Raw genomic sequence first — 25,925 nt, 5'->3', positions numbered from 1 at the left:
CGGGACCCGGTGGATCGCCGCTTTTCCGGGTCGTGTCCGCGCGTCGCAGCACGGGCGACGCCGCCTGTTGTGTTATTCGCCTCAGAAGGGATGCCCGATGGCGTCGCCCGAGATCGAGGACGACCCGGACGGCCCCCTGGCCGGGCATCCCGGGGCGTTGCGGCCGTTGACCGACGAGCTGATCGCGGCCGTGCTGCGTCGCCGGGGGTACGCGGTCGCGGCGGATCCGGCGGGCCGGCTGCTCGGCCGCTGGGAGGACGCGCTCGTCTGGTTCCTGCGGATGGGGGCGGCCGGCGAGATCCTCCAGGTCCGCACGGTAGCCGCGCCGACCTTCCCGATCGAGTACGTGCCGACCCTGCACGCCTTCTGCAACTCGTGGAACCACGACCGCTACTGGCCCAAGGCGTTCGTGCACGTCGACGACGACGGGCGGGCCCTGGTCTGCGGCGAGGTGATCGCCGACCTGGAGCGCGGGGTGACCCCGCACCAGCTCGACCAGTTGCTCGACTGTGGCATCTCGACCGGCTGCCAGCTCGCCGCCGCCGTCGGGCAGCTCGCGGGCGGGGCGCGGCCGTGACCGGGCAGCCGCGCCCGTGGGCCGACCGGCTGGCCGCCGCCGGGGACCTGCCCGACGGGGAGGAACGCGCCGTCGAGCTGGACCGGATCGCCTCGGCCGCCGACGCGGCCGGCGACCTGGCCACCGGGGTGGACGCCCGGTTCGCGCTGATGGACCTGCATCTGCGGCGGGGCGAGCGGTGGCGGCTGTTCGAGCCGGTCCGCCGCTGCCGGGAGCTGCTCGACGCCGCGTCGCCGGACGCCACCGCCGAGCGGGCCGCCGAGCTGCGCCGCTACCAGCGCTTCGCGGTCGAGGCCGCGTTCGGCACGCCCCGGGTCGGGCTGGGCCAGACCCGCGCGGCGCTGGACGACCTGGCCCGGCAGACGCCGGGGCCGATGGACGGGACCGGGCCCGCGCCGGGTGGGGCCGGCGACGCGGCGGTGACCGACCTGGTGGCCGAGCTGCGCTGCCGCCTCGCCGACCACCTCGGCGACGAGCCGGAGGCCCGCCGCTGGTACGACCGCTGGCGCACCGCCCCCGCCGACCCGGCCGCCGGCTGTCCGGGCTGCGCCCCGTCGCGCCGCGCCGACCTGCTGGCCGGGTGGGGCGACTGGGCGGCGGCGCTGGCCGAGCTGCGCCCGGTCGTCGACGGCCCGACGGCGGCGACCCCCGCCGGGACGGGCGGGGCCGGGGCCACCGGAGACGGGACGGCCGGGGCCGGCGGGGCGTACTGCACCGACCAGCCGGAGCGGGCACTGGCCGGGGCGCTGCTGCCGCTGCTGCGCGCCGGCGAGCCGGAGCGGGCGGGCCGGGCGCACGTCACGGCGTACCGGCGGCACCGGCGGGAGCGGACGGCGTTCGGGCAGCTCGCCGCGCACCTGCGGTTCTGCGCGCTGGGCGGGCACCTGGACCGGGGGCTGGACATCCTGGCCGAGCAGCTGCCCCGGCTGGACCGTCCGACCGACGACCTGGCCGCGATGGAGTTCGCCGCCGCCGGGGCGCTGCTGTGCGCCCTCGCCGCCGAGGCGGGGCGGGGCGACCGGCGGATGCCCGGACCCGCCGCCCCCGCCGGTCGGGCCGGTCGGGCCGCCGACGACATCGACGTGGCCCGCCTCGGCGGGCTGCTCGCCGAGCTGGCGACGGGGCTCGCCGGCAGCTTCGACGCCCGCAACGGCACCGGCCACCAGTCCGGCCGGATCGCGGCCCTGCTCGCCGAGCGGCCGGTCGCCGGTCCGGTGACGCCGCTGCCCACCGACGACGCGCCCGACGACGGCGACCCCGGCCGTGAGGGCGACGACGGCGACCCCGACGGTGGGGGCGCCGACGACGCGACCGGCGGCGATCCTGACGGTGCGGGCGGCGAGCGCGCGGGCGGCGGCGGGCCGGCGGGGCGGGAGGCCGGGCGCAGGCTGGCCGGGGACGAGGTGGGGGCGCTGACCGTCGCCCTGGTCACCGAGGCCCTGGACCGGCGCGGCGACGCCTGGACGATGCGCGGCCCGGCGGTGGTCGGGCGCTGGGGGCCGGCGGTGATCGAGTTCCGGCAGGCCGGTGAGCGGGGCGACATCCTGCACGCCCGGGTGCTGGCCGTCCGACGCCTCCCGGCGGCGCGGCGCGCGGAGGCGTACGCCTTCTGCAACGTGTGGAACCACGACCGGCTGCTGCCGAAGGCCTACGCGCACGACGACGGCAGCGAGGAGCTGGTGCTGGCCGGCGACGTGACCACGGACCTGGCCCACGGCGTCGCCCCCACCCAGCTCGACGTGCTGGTCACCGCGGCCGTCGCCACCGGCGTCGCGTACGCGGAGGCGGTCGCGGCGCTGCCCTGACCGGCTCGCCCTGACCGGCCCGCGCGGTGGTGCCGGGCCGGTCAGGGCGCACGGGGCGGGGTCAGCGCCGCACGCGGCGACCGCCCTGGAGGGTGTTGCCGCCGTCGGCGGTGGCCAGGGTCAGCCCGTTGACCCGGAGGATCTCGTTGACCGGCTGGAAGAAGGTTATCCCGCCGGCCGTGCAGTCGCCGGCCCCGCCCGAGGTGACCCCCTGCGCCTGGTCACCGGAGATCCACGACCCGCCGGAGTCGCCCGGCTCGGCGCAGACGTTGGTCTGGGTCAGCCCGGTGACCGTGCCCTCCGGGTAGTTGACCGTCGCGTTCTTCGCCTGGATCACCCCGCAGAACGCCCCGGTGGTGGAGCCGGAGCGGCAGATCGACGCGCCGACGGGGGCCTCCTGCGAGCCGTTGACGGGCACCGCGCCGCCGTTGAAGTCGTTCACCACGGGCTGCGGCTGGAAGTCGCCGGTGACCCGCACGACGCCCCAGTCGTCGCGGGGGAAGGACGACGCGGCGAAGACGCCCTGCGGCGAGCCGTCGACCCCGGTGGTGCGGTCGCCGGCCCGGCCGCAGTGCCCGGCGGTGACGAAGCCGCCGACCACGGCGAAGCCGACCGAGCAGCGGGAGTTGCCGTTGATGAGGTAGGCGTCGCCGCCGGCAAGGTCGGCGAGCAGCCGGGGGGCCCGCGTGGAGCCGACCACCCGCACCGCCGAGGCCGGGAGCCCGCTGGCCGCCGCGAACCGGCGACCGGCCGCCTCCTGGCCCGCCCGCGCCACCACCACGACCGAGTTGGTGGGCGCGTCGACGTACCAGCCGGTGACGGCCCGGCCGACCGCGCCGCCGGACCGGTCGAGCCGGGTCTTCATGGTGTCCAGCTCCCCCACGCCCCGGGCGACCTGCTTCGGCACCGCGCCCGCCGCGCGCACGGCGTCGGCCCGGCCGGGATCGGCGACCGCGACGGTCAGGGTACGGCCGTCGGCGCTGAGCCAGGCGCCGCCGTAGTCCTCGCCCAGCTCGGTCCGGAGCCTGTCGACGGTGCCGGCGGCCCAGCGCTCGGTCTTGAGCCGCTGCGTCGCCTGCTCGCGGGTGAGCCGCAGGTCGCGGCTCATCGCGTCCACGACCTTCTGGTCCGCCCCGGCCGGGGCGGTGGCCCGCCCGGAGTCCCCGGCCGGCGGCGCGGCACCCTCCCCGGCGAACGACGGCAGGGCCACGACCGCCGCCGCTCCCGCCGCCACCACCAGTACGCCGATGGCTGTCATCCGTCTGCGGTCCATCCGCCACGCTCCTCCCGGCCGGCGCGGGTACGCCTGCCGCGACGGAGTACGGGACAGACCGCCGGATGGTTGAACGATCGACCCGGAACAATTTTCCCGTCGACGTTGAACCGTGCGGCGTCGGTGTCCGTACCCCAGGCCGGCGGGAGAAGCGCCGACGCCGGCCCACCGCTCGGGGGTGGGTCGGCGTCGGTACGCGCGGACGCGGCGGTGCGGGCGTCAGACCTCGACGACCGTCGGCACGATCATGGGTCGGCGGCGGTACTTGTCGTTGACCCACCGGCCGACGGTGCGCCGGACGATCTGCTGGAGCTGGTGCGGGTCGGTGATGCCGTCGGCGGCGGCCCGGTTGAGCGCCTCGGTGACCAGCGGCACGACCGGGTTGAACGCCTCCGGGTCCTCCGAGAAGCCCTTCGCCGAGACGGTGGGGCCGCCCACGACCTTGCCGGTGACCGAGTCGACCACGACGGTGGTGGCGATGAACCCGCCGTCGCCGAGGATCCGCCGCTCGGTGAGCAGCGACTCGCTGACGTCGCCCACGGCGAGGCCGTCGACGTAGACGTACCGGCTCTTGACGTGGCCGACGAGGCTGGCGCGGCCCTCGACCAGGTCGACCACGTCGCCGTCCTCGCAGAGCACCACCCGGTCCGGGGCGACCCCGGACTCGATGCCGAGGCGGGCGTGGGCCCGCAGGTGCCGCCACTCGCCGTGCACCGGCATCAGGTTGCTCGGGCGGGTCACGTTGAGCAGGTAGAGCAGCTCACCGGCGGGGGCGTGACCGGAGACGTGGACCTTCGCCACGTCCTTGTGCACGACGACCGCCCCGGCCCGGGCCAGCCGGTTGATCACCCGGTAGACCGAGGTCTCGTTGCCGGGCACCAGCGAGGACGCCAGCACGACCGTGTCGCCGGGGGCGATGGTGATGTGCCGGTGGTCGCCGCTGGCCATCCGGCCGAGCGCGCTCATCGGCTCGCCCTGCGAGCCGGTGGACATCAGCACGATCCGCTCCGGCGGGAGCGCCGTCGCCTCCTCGATGCTGATCACCAGGCCGGCGGGGATGTTGAGCAGGCCCAGGTCCCGGGCAATGCCCATGTTGCGGACCATCGAGCGGCCGATCAGCGCCACCTTGCGGCCGTGCTCGACGGCCGAGTCGAAGACCTGCTGCACCCGGTGCACGTGCGAGGCGAACGAGGCGACGATGATCCGCCCCTTCGCCTTCGCGAAGATCGAGTCGAGGACCGGCCCGATCTCGCGTTCCGGGGTGACGAAGCCGGGGATCTCCGCGTTCGTGGAGTCCGACAGCAGCAGGTCGACGCCCTCCGCGCCGAGCCGGGCGAAGCCGGCCAGGTCGGTGATCCGGCCGTCCAGGGGGAGCTGGTCCATCTTGAAGTCGCCGGTGTGCAGCACCAGGCCGGCGGGGGTGCGGATGGCCACCGCGAGCGCGTCGGGGATCGAGTGGTTGACGGCGAAGAACTCGCACTCGAACGGGCCGAGCCGCTCCCGGCCGCCCTCCCGCACGGTCAGCGTGTAGGGCTGGATGCGCCGCTCGGCCAGCTTCGCCTCGACCAGGGCGAGGGTGAACTGCGAGCCGACCAGCGGAATGTCCGGCTTGTGGGCGAGCAGGTACGGCACCGCGCCGATGTGGTCCTCGTGGCCGTGGGTGAGCACGATCGCCTGCACGTCGGCGAGCCGGTCCAGGATCGGCCCGAAGTCGGGCAGGATCAGGTCCACGCCCGGTTGCTCGACGTCGGGGAAGAGCACCCCGCAGTCGACGATGAGCAGCTTGCCGTCGTACTCGAAGACGGTCATGTTCCGACCGATGGCGCCGAGCCCGCCGAGCGGGATGATCCGCAGGCCGCCCTCGGGCAGCGGTGGGGGCAGCTCACCCTCGTTGTGCGCCTCGGTCACGCGTCCACCTCATTCTGCGACGCCGTCGCCCGGCGTCCGTCGTGTCGTTCGATCATGTCAGGGGAGCTCCAGACCCGCCGCCGCGCAGTCCGCGCGCAGCTGGGCGATCTCGTCGGGGGTGGCGTCCACCAGCGGGGGCCGCACCGGGCCGGCCGGCAGGCCCAGGGCCGCCAGGCCCGCCTTGACCAGGATCGTGCCCTGGGTGCGGAAGACGCCGGTGAACAGGGGCAGCAGCCGCCGGTGCAGGGCGAGCGCGGTGCCGGGGTCGCCCGCGTCGTACGCCTCGATCATCCGCTGCGTCAGCGCACCGGTGAAGTGGGTCGAGGTGCCGACGACCCCGACGCAGCCGACCGCCAGCGCGGGCAGGACGAGGGAGTCCTCCCCGCTGTAGAAGGCCAGGTCGGTGCGGCTGGTCACCCACGAGGTCGCGGTGAGGTCACCCTTGGCGTCCTTGACCGCGACGATGCGGTCGTGCTCGGCGAGCCGGACCAGGGTCTCGGTCTCGATCGGCACCCCGGAGCGGTGCGGGATGTCGTAGAGCATGATCGGCAGCCCGGTGGCGTCCGCGACGGCGGTGAAGTGCCGGACCAGCCCGCTCTGCGGCGGCTTGTTGTAGTACGGGGTCACCACCAGCAGGCCGTGCGCGCCGGCCTTCTCGGCCGACGCGGCCAGCTCGATGGTGTGCCGGGTGTCGTTGGTGCCGACCCCGGCGACCACCCTGGCCCGGTCGCCGATCGCCTCCACCACGGCCCGGATCAGGCGTTCCTTCTCCGCGTCGGTGGTGGTGGGCGACTCGCCGGTGGTGCCGTTGAGCACGAGCGCGTCGTTGCCCTGCTCGTCGACGAGGTGGTTCGCGAGGCGTACGGCGCCGTCGAGGTCCAGGGAACCGTCGGAGGTGAACGGGGTCACCATGGCCGTGAGCACTCGGCCGAACGGGCGGGACACCGCCCGGTCGGCGGCAACAGGGTGGTCGTGCGTCATGCTCACAACCTAGCGGACGACCACCGGCGGGCCGGTGGGGAAGGGTTCAGGACAGCTCGGCGAGCGGGCTGGCCGCCACCTCCGTGCCGTCGGGCAGCGTGGAGATGACGAAGTCGGCGAACACGTTCGGGGCGACCCGCTGGAGCTGGCGCAGGCACTCCACGGCCAGCTCGCGGATCTCCACGTCGGCGTGCTCGGTGGCCCGCATCGCGACGAAGTGCCGCCAGGCCCGGTAGTTGCCGGTGACCACGATCCGGGTCTCGGTGGCGTTGGGCAGCACCGCGCGGGCCGCCTGCCGGGCCTGCTTGCGGCGCAGCGTCGGGTTGGGCTCGGCGGAGAAGCGCTGCTCCAGGCCCTCCAGCAGCTCCGTGTACGCCCGCACGCTCGCCTCGGCGGCCTCGACGAACCGCTTGTGCAGCTCCGGGTCGTCGGCGATCACCGCCGGCTCGACCATCGCGGCATCGCGCTCGGGGACGTACCGCTGGGAGAGCTGGGAGTAGGAGAAGTGCCGGTGCCGGATCAGCTCGTGGGTGAACGAGCGGGACACCCCGGTGAAGTAGAAGCTCACCGAGCCGTGCTCCAGCACCGACAGGTGCCCCACCTCCAGGATGTGCGCCAGGTAGCCGGCGTTGGTGGCGGTGGCCGGGTTCGGCTTGGACCAGCTCTGGTAGCAGGCCCGGCCGGCGAACTCGGCGAGCGCCTGGCCGCCCTCGGCGTCGGTGGACCACGGCACGTCGTCCGGGGCCTGGAACTGGGTCCACGCGATCAGCTTGACCTGGGGCTGCACCATCTCCGGCATGCCAGGGACTGTAGTGGTCCGCCGGCCGGCCGCCCAAGTCGGGCGCGCCTGGTGCAGCGGCGGTCACCCGCCGGTCGGGCGCGTCGCTCCTCCGGCCGGGACCACCCGGTCTCCCGGCTAGGGAGCTGAGTCGTTCACGACATCAGGGCCGGGGTCGGGCTCGGCGCCGGGTCAGACGTAGAGGGAGGTGAAGGGGGCCCAGGGCAGGTTGCGGGCCACCGAGAAGGCCAGCCACAGGGCCAGGAAGCCGCCGATCACCTTCGAGCTGACCTGCGGCTGCGGCAGCCGCCAGCCGAACGCCTGCCGGCCCGCCCAGGCGACGAAGAGGTAGGCCAGGAAGGGCAGCACGAAGACGAAGAGGAAGTGGTGCCGGGCGGCGGCCGGCAGGTCGCCGTGCAACACGTACCACAGCGCGCGGGTGCCGCCGCAGCCCGGACAGTCCAGCCCGGTGGTGAGCTTCAGCAGGCAGCTGGGGGCGGCGTCGGGCGCGGCCCGGGTCGGGTCGCTGAGCAGCGCGTACGCCATGCCGAGGCCGACGCAGCCGAGCGCGGCCAGGGGCGCCGCCCAGCGCGGCGACCGGGCGTGCACCCGCATCACGAGGCGGGTCAGCCGATCGGGCTCCGCCACCGGGTACGCCCCCGGCGGCCACTCCCCCGGCGCGGGCGCGGGGGCCTGCGCGTCAGGGTGCGGGTGTGGGTGCGGGGCCGCCGGGCCGTCGACGCTCGTCACGCCACTCACGGTACACCGGCCACGCTCCGCAACGCGGCGGTCAGCCCGACGGCGAGGTCACCGGCGGCGGGCGGGGCGACCGCGCTCAGCCCCAGCCAGCCGGCCAGCCGGTGCAGCTCGGCGGCCAGGGCCACCGCCGTCTCCCCCGGATCGGCCCCCGGCTCGGCCCAGGCGGCCGGCACCAGCAGCACGCCGGCCCGGCGGTCGGCCTTCAGGTCGACCCGGGCGGTGAACCGCTCCCCCTGGAGGAACGGCAGCACGTAGTAGCCGTGGACCCGCTGCGGGGCCGGGACGTAGATCTCGATGCGGTAGGCGAAGTCGAAGAGCCGCTCGGTGCGCCCCCGCTCCCACACCAGCGGGTCGAACGGGCTGACCAGGGTGTTGCCCCGCACCCAGCGGGGCAGCCGGGCGGCGGCGTGCAGGTAGGCCGGGTGCCGCCAACCCTCGACCGTGACCGGGGTCAGCTCGCCGGACTCGACCAGCTCGGCGACCGCCTGCCGGGCCCCGGCGACGGGCAGCCGGAAGTAGTCGCGCAGCTCCGGCTCGGCGGCGACGCCGAGCGAACGGGCGGCGACCGCGACCAGGGCGCGGTGCGCCTCGGCGTCGGTCGGGGTGGGCGCGTCCAGCACGGCGGCCGGCAGCACCCGCTCGGGCAGGTCGTAGCGGCGGGCGAACGAGGGGGTGCGGTCGGCGGCGGTGACCTCGCCGGCCCAGAAGAGGAACTCCAGCGCCCGCTTGACGGTCGACCAGTTCCAGCCCCAGTTGCCGGTCTCCCGGGGCGCGTCGTGCTCGATCTCGGCGGCCGTGAGCGGGCCCCGGGCGGCCACCTCGTCGCGCACCCACGCCACCAGCTCGGGCTGCTCCTGCGCGATGCGGCGCATCCCGCCCCACGCCTCGTCGCGGGCCTTGGCCATCCGCCAGCGCAGCGCCGCGTGCAGCCCGACGGGGACCAGCGACGCCTCGTGCCCCCAGTATTCGAACAGCTCGCGGGGGCGGCGGTAGGCGGCGGCGTCGAGCAGGGCCGTCGGGTAGGGCCCGAGCCGGCTGTAGAGCGGCAGGTAGTGCGCGCGTTGCAGCACGTTGACCGAGTCCATCTGGATCAGCCCGACCCGGTCGAGCACCCGGCGCAGGTGCCGGCGGGTGGGCACACCGGCCGGCGGCGGGTCGGCGAAGCCCTGGGCGGCCAGGGCGACCCGGCGGGCCTGGGCGAGCGAGAGCGATTCCGGTGCGGTCATCGTCGGGCACCCTAATCCAGGGGTACGACACCGGTGCGGCTGGCTGGACCTCACGCCCGGCGGGGCATAGAACGGACGCATGCTGATCATCCGCCCCGAGGAGCCGGACGACGCCGAGGCGGTGGCCCGGGTGCACGTGCACGGCTGGCAGCACGGCTACGCCGGCCTCATGCCGCCGGAGGTGCTGGCGCGGCTCAACGTGGCGGCCTGGGCGCAGCGCCGCCGGGACCTGGGCACGGCCGACCCGGAGCACCCGTTCACCACCCTGCTCGCCGAGCGCGACGGCGCGGTGATCGGGTTCACCACGTTCGGCCCGTACCGCAACAACCAGGACCGGGCCGACCTCGACCACACGCTCGGCGAGGTGCTCACCATGTACGTCGACCGGGCGTTCTGGGGCGACGGGACGGCCGGGCGGCTGCTGGCGGCGGCGAAGCAGCGGCTGGCCGGGCGGGGCTGGACGGCGTACCGGCTGTGGGTGTTGCGGGACAACCGGCGGGCCCGGCGGTTCTACGAGCGGGCCGGGCTGGCGCCCGACGGCGAGTCGACCACCTACCCGGTGCCGCTGGCCGGCGGCGCGCCCCCGCTGGGGCTGGTCGAGCTGAGGTACGCGGGGCTGCTCGACGGCTGATCCGCCGGGCGGCGCACGGGCAGGAACAGCAGCAGCGCGAGGCTGATCCAGACGTAGGTGTTGCTGCCGAGGAACCCGTCGACGCCGGTGAAGTCCTTCTCCCAGGCCCAGACGATCCGGCTGCACAGCAGGGCGTACCCGATGATCGCGGCGGCCAGCAGGACGCGGCGTCGGCGGCTGCGCGCGGGGGCCGCGGTGCCGTTGTCGACCAGCAGGATCAGCCCGGGCAGCAGCCAGACCAGGTGGTGCACCCAGGTCACGGGGCTGACCAGGCACATCAGCGCGCCGGTGAGGGCGAGGCCGGTGGCCTCGTCGCCGGCCCGGGCGGCGGCCCGCGAGCGCCACGCCCAGGCGGCGAGGGTGGCGAGCACCAGCGCCAGCCAGGCCACGGTGCTCGGGTGTTCGGGGTTGAGCCGGGCGACCACGCCCTGCAACGACTGGTTCGACACGAACGCCAGCTCGCCGACGCGGCCGGTGTTCCACAGCGCGGAGGTCCAGAACTCGCGGGACGCGTCGGCGAACAGCGCGGCGGCGACCAGGGTCGCCCCGGCGGCCGTGCCGGCGGCGGTCAGGGCGGCCCGCCAGCGGCCGGTGACCAGCAGGTAGACGAGGAAGATCCCCGGGGTCAGTTTGATCGCGGTGGCCAGCCCGATGCCCACCCCCGCCCAGCGGTTGCCCGCCGGCAGCAGCCGCAGCAGGTCCACCGCGACGAGGAAGAGCAGCAGCATGTTGACCTGGCCGAAGTTGACCGTCTCGCGCATCGGCTCGAACGCGGCGGCCAGGCAGAGCGCCACGGCGAGGGCGAACCAGCCGGTCCAGCCGCAGCGGCGGGCGACCGGGGCGAGCAGCCACCAGATCAGCACGGTGCTGACCACGACCGACGCGGCGACGCTCACCGCGATCGCGGCGGGCCACGGCAGCAGGGCCATCGGCAGCATGACCAGGGCGGCGAAGGGCGGGTAGGTGAAGCCGTACTGGGTGCCGGGCTTGAGGAAGTCGTAGATCTCCCCGCCGTCGTGCACCCAGAAGTGGAGCGCGCCGTAGTAGACCTTGAGGTCGAAGAAGCCGTGCCGCACGGCCGCCACGGACAGGAACGCGGTCACCGCGACGGCGAGCCCGACCACCGCGGCGACCTGCCCGATCGTCCGTTTGGCACCCTGCGCCACCGTGGCCTCCCTCGCCCTGCGTAGGCTTCCGTCCCATGGCTCTCGGGTACGTCCGCCCGGCGCGTCCGGAAGACGCCGGCGAGATCGCACGCATCCAGCTCGCGACCTGGCGGGTCGCGTATCGCCGGATCCTGCCCCGGCACGTGCTCGACAACCTGGACGAGGAGTATCTCGCCAGGCGGTGGAGCGCGGCGGTGCAGGAGCCGCCCTCGGGCGCGCACCGGGTGCTCGTCGCCGTCGAACAGGCCGAACAATCGTATCTGGTGGGATTTGCCGCGTCCGGGCCGGCCGACGCCGAGTCCCTCGCCCCGAACGAGCCGGCCGAGGCGCTCGGGTCCGGCGTGGTGGCCGTGACGGACCTGCTGGTCGAGCCGCGCTGGGGCCGGCGCGGGCACGGCAGCCGGCTGCTGGCCGCGAGCGTGGACCTGTGGCGCTCCGACGGCTTCGGGCGGGCGGTGGCGTGGGCGTTCGACGCCGACGCGGCGACCCGGAAGTTCCTCACCGGCGCGGGCTGGGAGCCCGACGGCGCGGCCCGGGCCCTCGACGTGGACGACATGCTGGTCAACCAGCTCCGGCTGCACGTGGCGGTGCCCGCCGAGGGCGCGGCGGAGGGCGACGCCGCCGGCTGACCGGGCGCGCTCCGCCGGCCGGGCCGGCCTGCCGGCGCGTCGGGGTTGCCGGGAATGTCGGTGGTGCCGCCTACGGTGGCGGGATGAGCGTGTCGACGCCGCCGTCGGAGCGGCAACTGGAGGAGCACCGGGTGGAGCTCACCGGCTACTGCTACCGGATGCTCGGCTCGGCCTTCGACGCGGAGGACGCCGTCCAGGAGACGCTGCTGCGCGCCTGGCGGGGGCTGGCCGGCTTCGACGGCCGGTCCAGCGTGCGCACCTGGGTCTACCGGATCGCCACCAACGTGTGCCTGGACCTGCTGCGCGGGCGGTCCCGCCGGGCGGTCCCGACCGATCTCACCGGCCCGTCGGCGCCGGTGCTGGCGGCGCTGGGCGAGCCCCGGCCCGCCGGGGAGTGGGTCGGGCCGGCCCCCGACGCCCGGGTGCTGCCCACCGGCGGGGACCCGGCCGAGGTGGCGGTGGCCCGGGAGTCGGTGCGGCTGGCCTTCGTCGCCGCGTTGCAGCACCTGCCGCCCCGGCAGCGGGCCGTGCTGCTCCTGCGCGACGTGCTGCGCTGGCGGGCCGACGAGGTCGCCGGCCTGCTCGACACCAGCGTGGCGGCGGTCAACAGCGCGTTGCAGCGGGCCCGCGCGACGCTGGCCGCCCGGTGCGTCGACGCCGACCCGCCGGCCGCCGCCCTCGACAGCGGGCACCGCGAGCTGCTCGACCGCTACGTGCGCGCCTTCGAGCGCTACGACATCGACACGCTGGTCGCGCTGCTGCGGGCCGACGCCGTGCAGACCATGCCGCCCTACCGGCTCTGGCTGCGGGGCGCGGGCGACATCGGGCGCTGGATGACGGGCCCGGGCGCCGGTTGCGCGGGGTCCCGGCTGGTCCCGGTGGCGGTCAACGGCAGCCCGGGGTTCGCGCAGTACCGGCGGGATCCGGCGGGCGGGCACCGGCCGTTCTCGATCCAGCTCGTCGGCTGCTGGGGCGGCCGGGTCGCCCGGCTCAGTTACTTCCTCGACCCGGCCCTGTTCCCGCTGTTCGGCCTGCCGGGCCGGCTGCCCTGAGCCGGCCCGGCAGGCCGGTCAGCCCTTGTCCGCGCCGTCGTTGGCGTCCCGCACGAAATACCGCTGGAAGACCACGAAGATCACCGCGACCGGGATGGTCGCCAACAGCGCCGCGCCGAGCTTGAGCGGATACTGGGTGCCCTTGCCGAGCGAGCCGCTGACCAGGTCGGCCAGGCCGCGCGGCAGGGTGAACAGGTCCGGGTCCTGCACCGCGACCAGGCTGTGCGGGAACTCGTTCCAGGAGCCCTGGAACGACAGGATGGTCAGCGTGATCAGCGCCGGCTTCGCCATCGGCAGCACCACCGACCAGAACGTGCGGAAGACGCTCGCCCCGTCGATGCGGGCGGCCTCCTCCACGCTGACCGGGATCGACTCGAAGAACTGCTTCATGATGAACACGCCGGCCGCGTCGGCGAGCAGCGGCACCACCAGGCCGGCGTAGCTGTCATACATGCCGAGCTGGTTGAGCACGAGGAACTTCGGGATCAGCAGCACCACGCCGGGCACCGCCATCACCGCGACGACCGCGGCGAACAGCCCGGCGCGGCCCCGGAAGCGCAGCCGGGCCAGGGCGTAGCCGGCGAGCGAGTCGAAGAACACCCGGCCGGCGGTGACCAGCACCGTGACCAGCAGCGAGTTGCCGAGCCAGAGCGGGAAGGCGGTGCCCGCGAAGATCCGTTCGAAGCCGGCCAGCGACAGCGGGTCCGGGATCGGCGAGAGCGGGTTGGCGGCCGCGTCCGGCTCGGTCTTGAGCGCGTTGCCGATCTGGATGACGAACGGGTAGAGGAACACCAGCGCGAAGAAGACCAGGACCGCGTACCCCACGAGGCGGCTCGCCAGGGTGCGGGCCCCACGGTCGCGGGCACGGCGCGGCCGGGCGGGCGGCGCGGGTGCCGCCGGCCGGTCGGTCAGCACGGCCATCTCAACCCCCTTCCGGTACGCGTCGACGCCACCACCGGCCGCGCCCGGGCGCGGCGGGCTCCCGGTCGGCCATCAGCCGGCGCTGGAGCAGGGTGAGCACGATGATGATCAGGAACAGCACGAACGAGATGGCCGCGCCGGAGCCGTAGTCGAAGTCCCGGAACGCGGTGCGGTACGACAGGTACGCGGGGGTGAGCGTGGTCTTGGCCGGCTCGCCCTGGCTCATCACGTACACCTGGTCGAAGACCTGCCAGGAGCCGATCAGGCCGAGGGTGAGCACGAGGAACGTGGTCGGCTTGATCATCGGCAGGGTGACGTGCCGGAAGCGCTGCCAGCGGCCGGCCCCGTCGAGGGTGCTGGCCTCGTCGAGGGCCACCGGGACGTTCTGGAGCGCGGCGAGGAACATCAGCATGAACGTGCCGGAGGTGGTCCAGACGACCAGCGTGATGATCGAGACCATGGCGACGCTCGGCCCGGACAGCCAGTCCCACCAGCTCAGCCCGAACGGCCCGCCGTCGGCGAGCGCGGCCGGCGGCGCGTCCACCCCGACCGCGCCGAGCAGCAGGTGCAGCACGCCCCGGGGGTCGGCGAACCACTGCGGCCCCCGGACGCCGAGCATGCCGAGCAGGGCGTTGACCGCGCCGGAGTTGGCGAACAGGAACAGGAAGACCACGCTGATCGCCACCGAGCTGGTCACCGAGGGAAAGTAGAACGCGGTGCGGAAGAATCCCCGGCCCCGCAGCATCCGGTTGTTGACGACGAGGGCGAGCCCGAGGGCCAGCGCCGTCTGGGTCGGCACCACGATCGCCACGTAGTAGGCGTTGTTGCGCAGGCTGGTCATGAAGTCGCGGCGGGCCAGCCCCTCCTCGGTGAACAGCCGGGTGTAGTTGTCGGCCCCGACGAACGGGGCCCGGCCGGTGAACGGGCTGCCCTGGCCGTTCCAGCCGGTGAGGCTCACCCAGAGCGCCATCAGGATCGGCAGCAGCAGGAACAACCCGAGGATGACGACCACCGGGGCGACGAAGAGCCACCCGGCGAGGTTCTCGTTGCTCCGGACGCCCCGGGCGACGCGGTTGCCCATCTTCCCTCCTCCCTGGAAGGAAGGGCCCCTTGTTAACGCATACGGTTAATAGGGGGCCCTTCCTTGCGCCTCAGCCGGCGAGTGCCGCCCTGGCGTTGGCGTCGAAGCGGGCGAGGACGGCCTTGGGGTCGCCGGTGGCCAGCCCCTGCAGGCCGGTGTCGAGGTCGCCGAGGACGCTGTCCATCTTCGGGGCGTTCACCGGGCCCTGGGCGTACTGCGCGCCGTCGACGAAGGGCTTGTCGGCCGGGAAGGCGGCGGTGTACTGGTCGCGCACGGACTGCCGGGACGGCATCACGCCGAACGCCTTGGCGAACGCCATCTGCTGGTCGCCGGCGGTCATCGCCTCGACGAACTTGATCGCCTGCTCCTTGTGCCGGCTCTTCGCGGCGATGCCCCAGCACTGGGTGAAGGAGAGCGTCCCCTTGCCCTTGGGGCCGGCGGGCAGCTCGACGACGCGGTACTTGACGTCGGGGAAGTCGTTCTGGAGGGCGCCCTTGATCCAGTTGCCCTCGATGGTCATGACGGCCTTGCCCTTGCCGAACGCCTCGCCGGACCAGCCGGCGTCGAGCTGCTTCGGGTACCGGGCCAGGCCCTCGTCCAGCATCGTCCGCACGTACTGGAGGGCGGCCAGGTTCTCCGGGGTGTCGGCGGTGGCCTGCTTGCCGTCGGGGCTGACCAGCCAGCCGCCGCTCTGCACGAGGAACGCGCCGATCCGGTCCCGGGTGTCGCCGAGGGCCAGCGGCACCAGCCCCCTGGCCTTGATCTTCCGGGCGGCGGCGGTGAGCTGGTCCCAGGTGGTCGGCACGTCGGCGTCGGTCAGGCCGGCCTTCGCCCACAGCTCCGTGTTGATCTGGAGGGCGAGGGTGGAGAAGTCCTTGGGCGCGCAGTAGAGCTTGCCGTCGTACGTGAACGTGGTGCGCAGGCTGGGGTAGAAGTCGTCCGGGCTGCTGATCCGGTCGCCGTATGGCTCCAGCGCGCCGACGCTGGCGTAGTCGGCGAACCGGCTGGCGTCGACGTAGAAGACGTCGGGCGGGCTGCCGCCGGCGAGGGCCTGGCCGAGCTGCTGGGTGAGGTCCTGCGCCGGGGTGACGGTGGCGCTGTTGCCGGAGCCGGCGGCCCACGTCGCGGCGGCGGCCTGGACGGCCTTCGTCTCGGCGTCGCCGGAGGAGCCGATCAGGATCTGGAGGCTGGCCGGGCCGGCGGACTGGGCGGCGTCGGTGGAGTCGTCGAAGCCGCTGCCGCAGGCCGCGGAGCCGAGCAGCGCCACGGCGGCGACGCCGGCGACTGCCGCGCGGCGCAGGGATCGGGGTGTCATCTCACTCTCCTGGGGGTGGTGGGGTCACGCGGTCTGGCGTCGCACCAGCGACGGCTGGAGCAGCACCGGCGAGTCGACGGGCTGCCCGTCGAGCACGCCGGTGAGCAGGTCGACGCAGCGGGCGGCGGCCACGCCGAGGGGCTGGCTGACGCTGGTCAGGCCGACGGCGGCGGCGACGGGGGTGTCGTCGAAGCCGACGACGGCGACGGGCCCGCCGGGCGTCGGGGGGCCGGCGGGCGGGGCGTACGCGGCACTGCCGCGCACCGCCTGGAGCGCGCCGAGGGCGAGGGAGTCGCTGGCGCAGACGACGGCGGTCGGCGGCTCGGCCACGGCGAGCAGTTCGCGCATCGTCCGCTCGCCCTCGGCGATGCCGTCGACGGTCTCGCGATCCAGCCCGCCGGGGTCGACGCCGGCCTCGCGCAGCGTCTCGTGCCAGCCGGAGCGGCGCTCGCCGCCGACCGCCGAGGTGGGCAGCGGCCAGCCGATGTAGCCGATCCGCCGGTGGCCGGTGGCCAGCAGGTGACGGGTGGCCTGGGCCGTCCCGGCGGCGTTGTCGACGTCGACCCAGGGGTGCGGGTCGGGCGCGTCCCACGGGCGGCCGAACGTCACGAACGGCACGTCCCGCCCGGCCAGCCAGGCGGTACGGGGGTCGCCGCGCTCGGTGCCGGTGAGCACGAACGCGTCCAGGTCGTACGCGCCGAGCAGGTCGTCGAAGGCGTCGATCTCCTGGTGGGCGTCGGTGGCGGTGTAGAGCATGACCCGGTAGCCGGCGCTCTCGGCGGTCTCGGTGAGCCCGTGCAGGAACCGGTCGAGCACGGAGCCGTTGATCCCGTCCCGGGTCGGCTCGATGCGGACGGCGATGAGCCGGGACCGGCCGGTGCGCATCTGCCGGGCGGCCTGGTTGGCGCGGTAGCCGAGCTCGGTGATCGCCTCCTGCACCCGGCGGCGGGTCTCCTCCCGGACGATGTGCGGCGCGTTGAGCACGTTGGACACCGTCTGGCGGCTCACCCGGGCGTGCGCGGCCACAGTGGAGATGGTCACCTTCTGCGACATGAATCCCCCTTGCGGTCTTGAACGATCAAATGCCGATCCGGCAGGATTAGATCGTTCAAGTTGCCGGAATGTTTCGAACCTTGCACCGCCCCGGACGATCTGTCAAGACTGGAGCCCCGCCGTGCCCCCACCCCGCCTGCAACCCCTGCTGCACGACCTCGTCGGGCTGGTCCACGCCCCGACCAGCGCGCTGGGCGACGCGGCCGGACAGGTCCGCCCGTCCGGCGTGCAGGGCGTCTTCCACGCCGACGCCCGCGTGCTGTCCCGGGCCGAGCTGCGCGTCGACGACCGCGAGCCCGAGGCGCTGGCCCGGGGGCCCGTCGGCCCGCACGCCGCCCGCTTCGCCGGCCTCGCCCGGTGGCTCGGCGACCCCGGGCCCGACCCGACCGTCCGGGTCGACCGGGTCCGCAGCCTCGCACCGGCCGGCCTCACCGAGGAGATCCACGTCGTCTCCACCGCCGCCACCGGGGTACGGGCCACCGTCAGCGTCGACCTCGGCTGCGACCTCGCCCCGATCGAGCTGGTCAAGGCCGGCGACGCCGCCGACCCGCTGGCGGCACGGGCCGACGGCCCCGGCCGCCTCGCCTGGTCCGGCGGCGGCACCACCGTCACCGTCACCGGCGAGGGCGCGGCCGTCGACGCCACCGGCGACCGGGCCACCGCGCCCCGGCTGAGCTGGCCGGTCGAGCTGCCCCCGCGCGGCGCGGTCACGCTGCGCTGGCGGCTCGCCGTCGACGACCCCCGCGCCGTGGTGACCGCCCCGCCCGCCGCGCCCACCTGGGCCCGCCCCGAGGTCACCGCCGACGACCGGCGGCTGGTGCGCCTGCTCGACCGCTCCCTGGACGACCTGCACGCCCTGCGTTTGGCCGAGCCCGCCCACCCCGGCGACGTCTTCCTCGCCGCCGGGGTGCCCTGGTTCCTCACCCTCTTCGGGCGCGACAGCCTGTGGGCGGCCCGGATGCTGCTGCCGCTGGGCACCGAGCTGGCCGCCGGCACGCTGCGGGTGCTGGCCCGCCGGCAGGGCACGCGGGTCGACCCGGTCACCGGCGAGGCCCCCGGCAAGATCCTGCACGAGCTGCGCCGGCACGAGTTCGCCGCCGGCGCGGGGCTGCGGCTGCCCCCGGCGTACTACGGCACCGTCGACGCCACGCTGCTCTGGGTCGCGCTGCTGCACGACGCGTGGCGCTGGGGGCTGCCGGCCGAGCAGGTGCAGCCGCTCCTGCCGCACCTGGAGGCCGCGCTGGCCTGGCTCGGCGAGCACGCCGACGCCGACGGCGACGGCCTCGTCGAGTACGTCGACACCACCGGCCACGGCCTGTCCAACCAGGGCTGGAAGGACTCCGGCGACGCCGTCCGGTTCCGCGACGGCCGGCAGGCGCAGGCGCCGATCGTCCTGGCCGAGGTGCAGGGCTACGCGTACGAGGCGGCGGTCGCCGGCGCGGCGCTGCTGGACGCGTTCGACCGCCCCGGCGGGGACCGGTGGCGCGCCCACGCGGCCCGGCTGGCCGACCGGTTCCGGGCCACCTTCTGGGTCGACGGGCCGCACGGCCCCCAGCCGGCGCTGGCGCTGGACCGGGACAAGCGCCCGGTCGACTCGCTGACCAGCAACATCGGCCACCTCCTCGGCACCGGTCTGCTCACCGCCGACGAGTCGGCACAGGTCGCCCGGCTGCTCACCACCGAGTCCCTGGCCGGCGGCTTCGGGCTGCGCACCATGTCCACCGGCGACGCCGGGTTCAGCCCGCTGTCGTACCACTGCGGTTCGATCTGGACCCACGACACGGCGATCGTGCTCGCCGGGCTGGCCCGGGCCGGCTTCCGCACGGCGGCGCTCGGCCTGGCCGACGGGCTGCTCGCCGCCGCCGAGGCGTTCGACCACCGGCTGCCCGAGCTCTACGGCGGCGACGACCGGGGGCTGCTCGGGCGGCCCGTGCCGTACCCGGCGGCCTGCCGGCCGCAGGCGTGGTCCGCCGCGTCTGCGGTGCTGCTGCTCCAGGCCGGCGTCGGGCTCTACCCCGACGTGCCGGCCGGCCGGGTGCGCCTGGCCCCGCTCGCCGGCCCGGGGCTCGGGGCCCTCGCCGCGCGCAACCTGCGCGTCGCGGGCGCCCGGGTCGACGTCACGGTAACCGCCGCCGGCGAGGCCACCGTCGACCGCCTCCCGCCGGCCCTGACCGCCGCCCCGGTCCCCGCCCCCCGCCCCGCCGCCGCGGCGGGCGTCAGGGGGTCGGCGGGGTGACCAGCTCGGCGACCACCTCGTCGTCCTCCCGCTCGCCGGTCAGGGCGAAGCCCAGGCGGGGATAGAGGGTGGCCGCGGCCGGGTTGTCGGGGTGGTACGACAGGCGCACGGCGGCGCAGCCGGGCTGGGCGCGCAGCCACGTCGCCAGGGTCGCCACCGTGGCCGCCCCGACGCCCCGGCCCTGCTCGGCGGCGTCGACGACCATCCCGCCGATCCAGCGCGCGCCGTCGTCGTCGACGCCCCACATGACGTGCCCGACGACGGTGTCGTCGGCGCAGACGGCCAGCGAGGTCCACACGTCGCCGCGCAGGCTGGTCAGCAGGTAACGGGCGGCCATCGGGTAGACCCAGGCGCGCTGGTCGTCGCGGGGCGCGACGTCGGCGACGGCCCGCCAGTTGTCGTCGTCGACCGGGCGCAGGGTGACGTGCCGGCCGGCCCGGTCGTGGAGCTTCGAGTCGATCACCGGGGCAGCCTAGGCGCGGCGCGGCGGGCCGGCGACCGCTTTCCCCACCGGGGCCGGTCGTCCCCGGCGGCATCGACCCGCCCGCGCGGCCGCGGCCCCGGGGGCGCGCCGCCCGTCAGTCGAGCAGCGGGTCCAGGCCGATGGTCAGGCCCGGGCGGGTACGCACCGCGCGCACCGCCAGCAGCACGCCCGGCATGAACGACGCCCGGTCGTACGAGTCGTGCCGGATGGTCAGCGTCTCGCCGGCCGTGCCGAACAGCACCTCCTGGTGCGCGACCAGGCCGGTGGCGCGGACGGCGTGCACGCGTACCCCGTCGATGTCGGCCCCCCGCGCGCCCGGCACCTCGTCCTTCGTGGCGTCCGGGGCCGGGCCCAGCCCGGCCTCGGCGCGGGCCTGCGCGATCCGGCGGGCGGTGTGGGTGGCGGTGCCGCTGGGGGCGTCCAGCTTGCGCGGGTGGTGCTGCTCGATGATCTCGACGGACTCGAAGTGGCGGGCCGCCCGCTCCGCGAACTGCATCATCAGCACCGCGCCGATGCCGAAGTTGGGGGCGATCACCACGCCGACCTCCGGCCGGGCGGCCAGCCAGTCGCGCACCTGGTCGAGCCGCCGCCCGGTGAAGCCGGTGGTGCCGACCACGGCGTGCACGCCCGCCTCGACGCACCAGCGCAGGTTGTCCAGCACGACGTCGGGGGTGGTGAAGTCGACGGCCACCTCGGCGCCGGCGGCGGCGGACCGGTCGTCGCCCTGGTCGATCGCCGCCACCAGCTCCAGGTCGGCGGCCGCCTCGACGGCCCGGCACACCTCGACGCCCATCCGGCCCCGGGCACCCAGCACGGCGACCCGGATCGGCCCCTGCGGGCCCTTCCCCTGCTCGTCAGTCACGGCCACAACCTATCCCAGCCGCACCGGCCGCACGGGGCCGGTCGCCGGCCGTCCCACGGGCGGACGGCGACGCCGACGGCTCACGGTCGGGCAGCCGGTCGGCGTGGTCGGGCTGCCGGTCAGGCGGAGAAGTCGCGCTCGCCGAACGGCCCGACGACGGCCAGGGACATCGGCTGGGTCAGCAGCTCGGCGGCGAGGGTGTTCACGTCGGCCACGGTCACCGCGTCGACGCGGGCCAGCAGCTCGTCCACCGGCATCAGGTCGCCGTAGAGCAGCTCGCCCTTGGCCAGCCGGCTCATCCGGGAGCCGGTGTCCTCCAGGCCCAGCACGAACGAGCCCTTGCTCATCCCCTTGCCCCGGGCCACCTCGGCCTCCGTCAGCCCGTCGGCGGCCACCCGGCGCAGCTCGGCGCGGGTCAGCTCCAGCACCTCGTCGACCTTGCCGGGGGCGCACCCGGCGTACACGGCGAACACGCCGCTGTCGGCGTACTGGCTGGCGTAGGAGTAGACCGAGTAGGCCAGGCCGCGCCGCTCCCGGATCTCCTGGAACAGGCGGCTGGACATGCCTCCGCCGAGGACGTTGTTGAGCACCCCGAGGGCGAAGCGCCGCCCGTCGACGCGGTCGATGCCGGGGCAGCCGAGGACGACGTGCGCCTGCTCGGTCTCCTTCGGCTCGACCAGGGTGGCCGCGGGCTGCATGCGTACGACCGGGGTGGCCGGCCGGTGCGGGGCCGGCGCGGCCGGGTCGGTGTCCAGCGGGGTGCCGGCGAGCGCCTCGCGGACCAGCCGGACCACGACGGCGTGGTCGAGGTTGCCGGCGGCGGCGACCACGATCTGGGGCGCGGTGTAGTGGCGGCGGTAGAAGTCCTGGATCTGCCGGCGGGTCATCGGGGTGACCGTCTCCTCCGTGCCGGAGATCAGCCGGCCGAGGGGATGGTCGCCGTAGACGACGCGGGTGAACAGGTCGTGCACCTCGTCGCCGGGCTCGTCGTCGTGCATGGCGATCTCTTCGAGGATGACGCCGCGCTCGGTCTCCACGTCGGCCGGCTCCAGCAGCGAGTCGGCGACGGCGTCGCACATGACGTCGATGGCCAGCGGCAGGTCCTCGTCCAGCACGCGGGCGTAGTAGCAGGTGTATTCCTTCGTGGTGAAGGCGTTCGTCTCGCCGCCCACCGCCTCGATCTCGGCGGAGATCTCCAGGGCGGTGCGCTTGTGGGTGCCCTTGAAGAGCAGGTGCTCCAGGAAGTGCGCGGCACCGGCCTGGGGGCCGGTCTCGTCGCGGGAGCCGACGGACACCCAGATGCCGAACGACACGCTGCGCATCGCGGGGATCGCCTCGGTGAGCACGCGCAGCCCGCTGGGCAGCACGGTACGGCGCACCGTCCCGCCCAGCGGGTCGTCGCTCAGCGTGCGGGTGACCGCGCGGGCCGACCCGCCGGCCCGCCCGGGCTGCCCCCCGGCGGCGTGCCGGACGGCCCCGGACGGGGCCACCCCCCGTCGACCCGCAGGGAAAGACGCGCGCTGGGCCCGGCTCACGGAAACCTGCTCTCAGTTCGACGAGGGGTGGGTGGTGCGGTGCCGCCGGCCGCCCGGGGCGGGCGGCCGGCGGTGGTGGGAACGTCAGCTGTGCCGGGTCCGGCGGCGCGGACGCTCGCCGCCCTCGCCACCCTCGCCGCCGCCCTGGCCGCGCTCGCCGCCGCCCGGGCCACGACCGCCCCGGTCGCCGCGCTCGCGGTCCCCGCGGTCACGCGGGCCCCGGTCGCCGCCCCGGCCGGCCGGGCGCTCGTCGCCGGCGACCTCGCCGGTGGCGGCCGGCGCCTCGGCGCCCTCCGGGCGGACCTTGTCCAGGTAGATCTTGCCGCGGGCGTCGATGTCCGCGATCTCCACCTCGACCTTGTCGCCGACGTTGAGGAAGTCCTCGACCTTGTCGACCCGCTTGCCGTCGCCCACCTTGGAGATGTGCAGCAGGCCGTCGCGGCCCGGCAGCAGCGAGATGAACGCGCCGAACGCGGCGGTCTTGACCACCGTGCCCAGGAACCGCTCCCCCGCCTTCGGCAGGGTCGGGTTGGCGATCCCGTTGATCCGGTCGACGGCGGCCTGGGCCGACGGGCCGTTGGTCGCGCCGACGTAGATGGTGCCGTCGTCCTCGATGGAGATCTCGGCGCCGGTCTCGTCCTGGATGGCGTTGATCGTCTGCCCCTTCGGGCCGATCACCATGCCGATCTTGTCGACCGGGATCTTCACGGTGGTGACCCGCGGCGCGTACTCCGACATCTCGGCCGGCGCCTCGATGGCCCGCTGCATCACGTCGAGGATGGTCTGCCGGGCCTCGTACGCCTGCTGGAGCGCGGCGGCCAGCACGTCCGACGGGATGCCGTCGAGCTTGGTGTCGAGCTGGAGGGCGGTGACGAACTCCGGCGTGCCGGCGACCTTGAAGTCCATGTCGCCGAACGCGTCCTCGGCGCCGAGGATGTCGGTCAGCGTCACGTACCGCGTCTTGCCCTCGACCTCGTCGGAGATGAGGCCCATGGCGATGCCGGCCACCGGCGCCTTCAGCGGCACACCGGCCGAGAGCAGGCCCAGCGTCGAGGCGCAGACCGAGCCCATCGAGGTGGAGCCGTTGGAGCCGAGCGCCTCCGAGACCTGCCGGATGGCGTACGGGAACTCCTCGCGCGAGGGCAGCACCGGGATCAGCGCCCGCTCGGCGAGCGCGCCGTGGCCGATCTCGCGCCGCTTCGGCGAGCCGACCCGGCCGGTCTCCCCGGTCGAGTACGGCGGGAAGTTGTAGTTGTGCATGTAGCGCTTGCGGTTCTCCGGCGAGAGGGTGTCCACCATCTGCTCCATGCGCAGCATGTTGAGGGTGGTCACGCCCAGGATCTGGGTCTCGCCGCGCTCGAACAGCGCCGAGCCGTGCACCCGCGGCAGGACGCCGACCTCGGCGGTCAGCGGGCGGATGTCGCGCGGGCCCCGGCCGTCGATCCGAACCTGCTCGCGCAGCACCCGGTTGCGGACCTCGGACTTGGTCAGCGACCGGAAGGCGGCGGACAGCTCCTTCTCCCGGCCCTCGAAGCGGGCGCCCAGCTCCTCGGCGACCTTGGCCTTGATCCGGTCCAGGGCCTCCTCGCGGTCGGCCTTGCCGGCGATCTTGAGGGCCTCGGCGACCTCGGCGCGGGCCACGTCGGCCACCGCGTCGTAGACGTCGGGCTGGTAGTCGAGGAAGACCGGGAACTCGGCGACCGGCTTGGCGGCCACCTCGGCCAGCTCGCTCTGCGCGCGGCACAGCTCACGGATGGCCGGCTTGGCGGCCTCCAGGCCGCTCGCGACGACCTCCTCGGTCGGCGCGGTGGCGCCGCCCGCGATCAGGGTCACGGCGTGCGGGGTCGCCTCGGCCTCGACCATCATGATCGCGACCTCGCCGTCGGCGAGGGTGCGGCCGGCCACGACCATGTCGAAGGTGGCCCGGGCCAGCTCCTCCAGGGTCGGGAAGGCGACCCACTGGCCGTCGACGTGCGCGACCCGGGTCGCGCCGATCGGGCCGGAGAACGGCAGGCCGGAGAGCTTGGTCGACATCGACGCGGCGTTGATCGCGACCACGTCGTACGGGTGCTGCGGGTCGAGCGCGAGGACGGTCTCGACGACCTGGACCTCGTTGCGCAGGCCCTTGACGAACGACGGGCGCAGCGGCCGGTCGATCAGCCGGCAGGTGAGGATCGCGTCCTCGCTGGGCCGGCCCTCGCGGCGGAAGAACGAGCCGGGGATCCGGCCCGCGGCGTACATCCGCTCCTCGACGTCGACGGTCAGCGGGAAGAAGTCGAACTGCTCCTTCGGCTGCTTGCCGGCGGTGGTGGCCGACAGGACGACCGTCTCGCCGAGCTGGGCGACGACGGAGCCGGCGGCCTGGCGGGCCAGCCGGCCGGTGGAGAAGGTGATCTCACGGGTGCCGAAGGACCCGTTGTCGATCACGGCGGTGCGGGACTCGGTGCCGAGGTTGTGCTCGGTCATGGTGCGGTGGTGCTCCTTCGCATCGGGGGGTCCGCGACGCGGGGAGCTGCTCAGACGGCCGGTCTTCGATCGAAGCGCCCGGGGTGCCGGCGACTGCCGGGGCTCCCGGGGGCCACTACCGGAGACCGGTACGCTGACCGGCTCCCTGTCGGGTGGTCGCGCGGCCCCTGTTGTTCCTTGGTGCCCTCGACACTGCGAGGGCCGTTCTGTTCCTTCGTGCCCTCGGCGCTCCGAGGGCCGTTCCTTCTCGGTCGCCGGAAGGCGGATCCCTTCCGGGCTTCCTTCCGGCTCTGCCGGGCCTTTCCTACGGGCCCTTGCGGGCCCTCTTCCTGCCGGCCCGGCGGCCTGTTCCGCCGGTCCCGGACGCCGAACGGGCGTTCAGGAGGTGGAGGCCGAACGGGGGAGCGGCCCACGCGGGCCGCTCCCCCGTGACGTCATCGGCGCAGGCCGAGCCGCTCGATGAGCGACCGGTAGCGGTTGATGTCCTTCTTCTGGACGTAGTTGAGCAGCCGACGGCGACGGCCGACCAGCAGCAGCAGCCCGCGGCGGCTGTGGTGGTCGTGCTTGTGCACCTTCAGGTGCTCGGTGAGCTCGGCGATCCGCTTGGTGAGGACCGCGACCTGCACCTCCGGCGAGCCGGTGTCGCCCTCGGCGGTCGCGTACTCCGCGCGGATCTTGGCCTTGGCTTCCTGGTCGAGCGCCATGTTCTCCCTGTTTCGTGGGTTATTCGGTGATGCCCGTCGGATCGGTCAGGGGACCGGAAACGGGCCGGTTCCTCGCGCCCGCGGCGTCGTGCAGGCACGCGAGGCCCCACGTCGGTCAGCCGACGTCCCCGCCAGCCTACCAGCCCCCGGCGGAACCGCCCGCCAAGGCCGGCCCGACGGGCCGCCGGCGCGCCTCGCCCGGCGGTTGCCGGCGCGTCATGCCGGCGGCTGCCGGCGCGTCATGCCGGCGGCTGCCGGCGCGTCATGCCGGCGGCTGCCGGCGCGCCTCGCGGGCTGCCGGCGCGTCATGCCGGCGGCTGCCGGCGCGCCTCGCGGGCTGCCGGCGCGTCATGCCGGCGGCTGCCGGCGCGCCTCGCGGGCTGCCGGCGCGTCATGCCGGCGGCTGCCGGCGCGCCTCGCGGGCTGCCGGCGCGTCATGTCGGTGACATGGGGGTATCCCGGCGGCGGGAAAGCGCCATGTCG

At 75.0% G+C, this 25,925-nt stretch carries 22 protein-coding genes; 6 read left to right on the top strand and 16 right to left on the bottom strand.

The genetic code is table 11. The annotated features are described in order from the left end of the window. Positions 1-97: 97 nt before the first annotated feature. Both O7628_RS21270 and O7628_RS21265 read left to right on the top strand, forming a co-directional pair. Positions 98-577, top strand: coding sequence for a YbjN domain-containing protein (locus O7628_RS21270; protein ID WP_074473905.1), 480 nt, complete (start codon positions 98-100; stop codon positions 575-577). Beyond that, entirely contained in the window at positions 574-2,382 is a 1,809-nt protein-coding gene (locus tag O7628_RS21265) for a YbjN domain-containing protein (protein WP_278133056.1), read from the top strand. Before O7628_RS21270 ends, O7628_RS21265 begins: the two co-directional genes overlap by 4 nt. A 61-nt stretch (positions 2,383-2,443) precedes the next feature. Here O7628_RS21265 and O7628_RS21260 read toward each other — a convergent pair whose 3' ends face one another. The 6 genes from O7628_RS21260 to O7628_RS21235 all read right to left on the bottom strand — a co-directional run bounded on the left by O7628_RS21260 (position 2,444) and on the right by O7628_RS21235 (position 9,307). Then, positions 2,444-3,655 carry a S1 family peptidase gene (locus tag O7628_RS21260; protein ID WP_278133054.1) on the bottom strand — a complete coding sequence of 404 codons (1,212 nt, stop codon included), beginning with the start codon at positions 3,653-3,655 and terminating at the stop codon, positions 2,444-2,446. Between the two features lie 219 nt (positions 3,656-3,874). After that, positions 3,875-5,563, bottom strand: coding sequence for a ribonuclease J (locus O7628_RS21255; RefSeq protein ID WP_074473902.1), 1,689 nt, complete (start codon positions 5,561-5,563; stop codon positions 3,875-3,877). A gap of 57 nt (positions 5,564-5,620) precedes the next feature. Next, complete coding sequence (dapA, locus tag O7628_RS21250) at positions 5,621-6,544, bottom strand: 4-hydroxy-tetrahydrodipicolinate synthase (RefSeq protein ID WP_043962432.1); 924 nt, start codon at positions 6,542-6,544, stop codon at positions 5,621-5,623. A gap of 46 nt (positions 6,545-6,590) precedes the next feature. Continuing rightward, on the bottom strand, positions 6,591-7,334 hold the full coding sequence (gene thyX, locus O7628_RS21245) for an FAD-dependent thymidylate synthase (RefSeq protein ID WP_278136372.1): 744 nt from the start codon (positions 7,332-7,334) through the stop codon (positions 6,591-6,593). Between the two features lie 180 nt (positions 7,335-7,514). Beyond that, entirely contained in the window at positions 7,515-8,081 is a 567-nt protein-coding gene (locus tag O7628_RS21240) for a DUF2752 domain-containing protein (protein ID WP_278133052.1), read from the bottom strand. After that, complete coding sequence (locus O7628_RS21235) at positions 8,078-9,307, bottom strand: crosslink repair DNA glycosylase YcaQ family protein (protein ID WP_278133050.1); 1,230 nt, start codon at positions 9,305-9,307, stop codon at positions 8,078-8,080. Before O7628_RS21235 ends, O7628_RS21240 begins: the two co-directional genes overlap by 4 nt. 79 nt (positions 9,308-9,386) lie before the next feature. Here O7628_RS21235 and O7628_RS21230 point away from each other — a divergent pair, with 79 nt between their 5' ends. Then, complete coding sequence (locus O7628_RS21230; RefSeq protein WP_278133048.1) at positions 9,387-9,938, top strand: GNAT family N-acetyltransferase; 552 nt, start codon at positions 9,387-9,389, stop codon at positions 9,936-9,938. Here O7628_RS21230 and O7628_RS21225 read toward each other — a convergent pair. Further along, positions 9,860-11,104: a glycosyltransferase family 87 protein gene (locus O7628_RS21225; RefSeq protein ID WP_278133046.1), complete on the bottom strand. Its 1,245-nt coding sequence runs from the start codon at positions 11,102-11,104 to the stop codon at positions 9,860-9,862. The two genes, O7628_RS21230 and O7628_RS21225, sit on opposite strands and share 79 nt — an antisense overlap. A gap of 35 nt (positions 11,105-11,139) precedes the next feature. Here O7628_RS21225 and O7628_RS21220 point away from each other — a divergent pair, with 35 nt between their 5' ends. Together O7628_RS21220 and O7628_RS21215 are read left to right on the top strand one after the other, a co-directional pair. Next, positions 11,140-11,733: a GNAT family N-acetyltransferase gene (locus O7628_RS21220; protein WP_278133045.1), complete on the top strand. Its 594-nt coding sequence runs from the start codon at positions 11,140-11,142 to the stop codon at positions 11,731-11,733. 83 nt (positions 11,734-11,816) lie between these two features. Beyond that, positions 11,817-12,785, top strand: coding sequence for a sigma-70 family RNA polymerase sigma factor (locus O7628_RS21215; protein ID WP_278133043.1), 969 nt, complete (start codon positions 11,817-11,819; stop codon positions 12,783-12,785). 18 nt (positions 12,786-12,803) lie between these two features. Here O7628_RS21215 and O7628_RS21210 read toward each other — a convergent pair whose 3' ends face one another. From O7628_RS21210 to O7628_RS21195, 4 genes are all read right to left on the bottom strand, one after another. Continuing rightward, positions 12,804-13,706: a carbohydrate ABC transporter permease gene (locus tag O7628_RS21210; protein WP_278133041.1), complete on the bottom strand. Its 903-nt coding sequence runs from the start codon at positions 13,704-13,706 to the stop codon at positions 12,804-12,806. 1 nt (position 13,707) lies between these two features. After that, positions 13,708-14,787 (bottom strand): sugar ABC transporter permease, encoded by a 1,080-nt coding sequence (locus O7628_RS21205; protein WP_278133039.1) that lies wholly within the window; start codon positions 14,785-14,787, stop codon positions 13,708-13,710. Between the two features lie 70 nt (positions 14,788-14,857). Then, the gene (locus O7628_RS21200) at positions 14,858-16,102 is read right to left on the bottom strand and encodes an extracellular solute-binding protein (protein ID WP_278133038.1); all 1,245 of its coding nucleotides are present in this window, start codon (positions 16,100-16,102) and stop codon (positions 14,858-14,860) included. Positions 16,103-16,126: 24 nt separating this feature from the next. Next, positions 16,127-17,155 (bottom strand): substrate-binding domain-containing protein, encoded by a 1,029-nt coding sequence (locus O7628_RS21195; RefSeq protein WP_278133037.1) that lies wholly within the window; start codon positions 17,153-17,155, stop codon positions 16,127-16,129. A gap of 121 nt (positions 17,156-17,276) precedes the next feature. Between O7628_RS21195 and O7628_RS21190 the strand changes: the two genes are divergently transcribed. Next, on the top strand, positions 17,277-19,391 hold the full coding sequence (locus tag O7628_RS21190) for a glycogen debranching N-terminal domain-containing protein (RefSeq protein WP_278133035.1): 2,115 nt from the start codon (positions 17,277-17,279) through the stop codon (positions 19,389-19,391). Here the strand turns inward: O7628_RS21190 and O7628_RS21185 are convergent. From O7628_RS21185 to rpsO, 5 genes are all read right to left on the bottom strand, one after another. Beyond that, complete coding sequence (locus O7628_RS21185; RefSeq protein WP_278133033.1) at positions 19,372-19,854, bottom strand: GNAT family N-acetyltransferase; 483 nt, start codon at positions 19,852-19,854, stop codon at positions 19,372-19,374. The two genes, O7628_RS21190 and O7628_RS21185, sit on opposite strands and share 20 nt — an antisense overlap. 115 nt (positions 19,855-19,969) lie before the next feature. Then, a complete protein-coding gene (gene dapB, locus O7628_RS21180; protein ID WP_178063863.1) occupies positions 19,970-20,737 on the bottom strand; it encodes a 4-hydroxy-tetrahydrodipicolinate reductase in 768 nt (255 codons plus the stop codon). A gap of 119 nt (positions 20,738-20,856) precedes the next feature. After that, the gene (locus O7628_RS21175) at positions 20,857-22,227 is read right to left on the bottom strand and encodes a pitrilysin family protein (protein WP_278133031.1); all 1,371 of its coding nucleotides are present in this window, start codon (positions 22,225-22,227) and stop codon (positions 20,857-20,859) included. A 129-nt stretch (positions 22,228-22,356) separates the two neighbouring features. Next, positions 22,357-24,738: a polyribonucleotide nucleotidyltransferase gene (locus O7628_RS21170; RefSeq protein ID WP_178063861.1), complete on the bottom strand. Its 2,382-nt coding sequence runs from the start codon at positions 24,736-24,738 to the stop codon at positions 22,357-22,359. 434 nt (positions 24,739-25,172) lie between these two features. Beyond that, positions 25,173-25,442 carry a 30S ribosomal protein S15 gene (rpsO, locus tag O7628_RS21165; protein ID WP_043962418.1) on the bottom strand — a complete coding sequence of 90 codons (270 nt, stop codon included), beginning with the start codon at positions 25,440-25,442 and terminating at the stop codon, positions 25,173-25,175. Positions 25,443-25,925: the final 483 nt, after the last annotated feature.

Source organism: Micromonospora sp. WMMD956, assembly GCF_029626125.1.
Taxonomy (GTDB): Bacteria; Actinomycetota; Actinomycetes; order Mycobacteriales; family Micromonosporaceae; genus Micromonospora; species Micromonospora carbonacea.
The sequence above is the reverse complement of the archived record's forward strand: the minus strand, read 5'-3'. Positions and strand labels throughout refer to the sequence as shown.

Coding starts and splice junctions, on each gene's coding strand:
- O7628_RS21215 (WP_278133043.1), top strand. CDS start 11,817: ATGAGCGTGTCGACGCCGCCGTCGGAGCGGCAACTGGAGGAGCACCGG.
- O7628_RS21260 (WP_278133054.1), bottom strand. CDS start 3,655: ATGGACCGCAGACGGATGACAGCCATCGGCGTACTGGTGGTGGCGGCG.
- O7628_RS21220 (WP_278133045.1), top strand. CDS start 11,140: ATGGCTCTCGGGTACGTCCGCCCGGCGCGTCCGGAAGACGCCGGCGAG.
- dapA (WP_043962432.1), bottom strand. CDS start 6,544: ATGACGCACGACCACCCTGTTGCCGCCGACCGGGCGGTGTCCCGCCCG.
- O7628_RS21195 (WP_278133037.1), bottom strand. CDS start 17,155: ATGTCGCAGAAGGTGACCATCTCCACTGTGGCCGCGCACGCCCGGGTG.
- O7628_RS21210 (WP_278133041.1), bottom strand. CDS start 13,706: ATGGCCGTGCTGACCGACCGGCCGGCGGCACCCGCGCCGCCCGCCCGG.
- O7628_RS21270 (WP_074473905.1), top strand. CDS start 98: ATGGCGTCGCCCGAGATCGAGGACGACCCGGACGGCCCCCTGGCCGGG.
- O7628_RS21200 (WP_278133038.1), bottom strand. CDS start 16,102: ATGACACCCCGATCCCTGCGCCGCGCGGCAGTCGCCGGCGTCGCCGCC.
- O7628_RS21205 (WP_278133039.1), bottom strand. CDS start 14,787: ATGGGCAACCGCGTCGCCCGGGGCGTCCGGAGCAACGAGAACCTCGCC.
- O7628_RS21235 (WP_278133050.1), bottom strand. CDS start 9,307: ATGACCGCACCGGAATCGCTCTCGCTCGCCCAGGCCCGCCGGGTCGCC.
- O7628_RS21170 (WP_178063861.1), bottom strand. CDS start 24,738: ATGACCGAGCACAACCTCGGCACCGAGTCCCGCACCGCCGTGATCGAC.
- rpsO (WP_043962418.1), bottom strand. CDS start 25,442: ATGGCGCTCGACCAGGAAGCCAAGGCCAAGATCCGCGCGGAGTACGCG.
- thyX (WP_278136372.1), bottom strand. CDS start 7,334: ATGGTGCAGCCCCAGGTCAAGCTGATCGCGTGGACCCAGTTCCAGGCC.
- O7628_RS21230 (WP_278133048.1), top strand. CDS start 9,387: ATGCTGATCATCCGCCCCGAGGAGCCGGACGACGCCGAGGCGGTGGCC.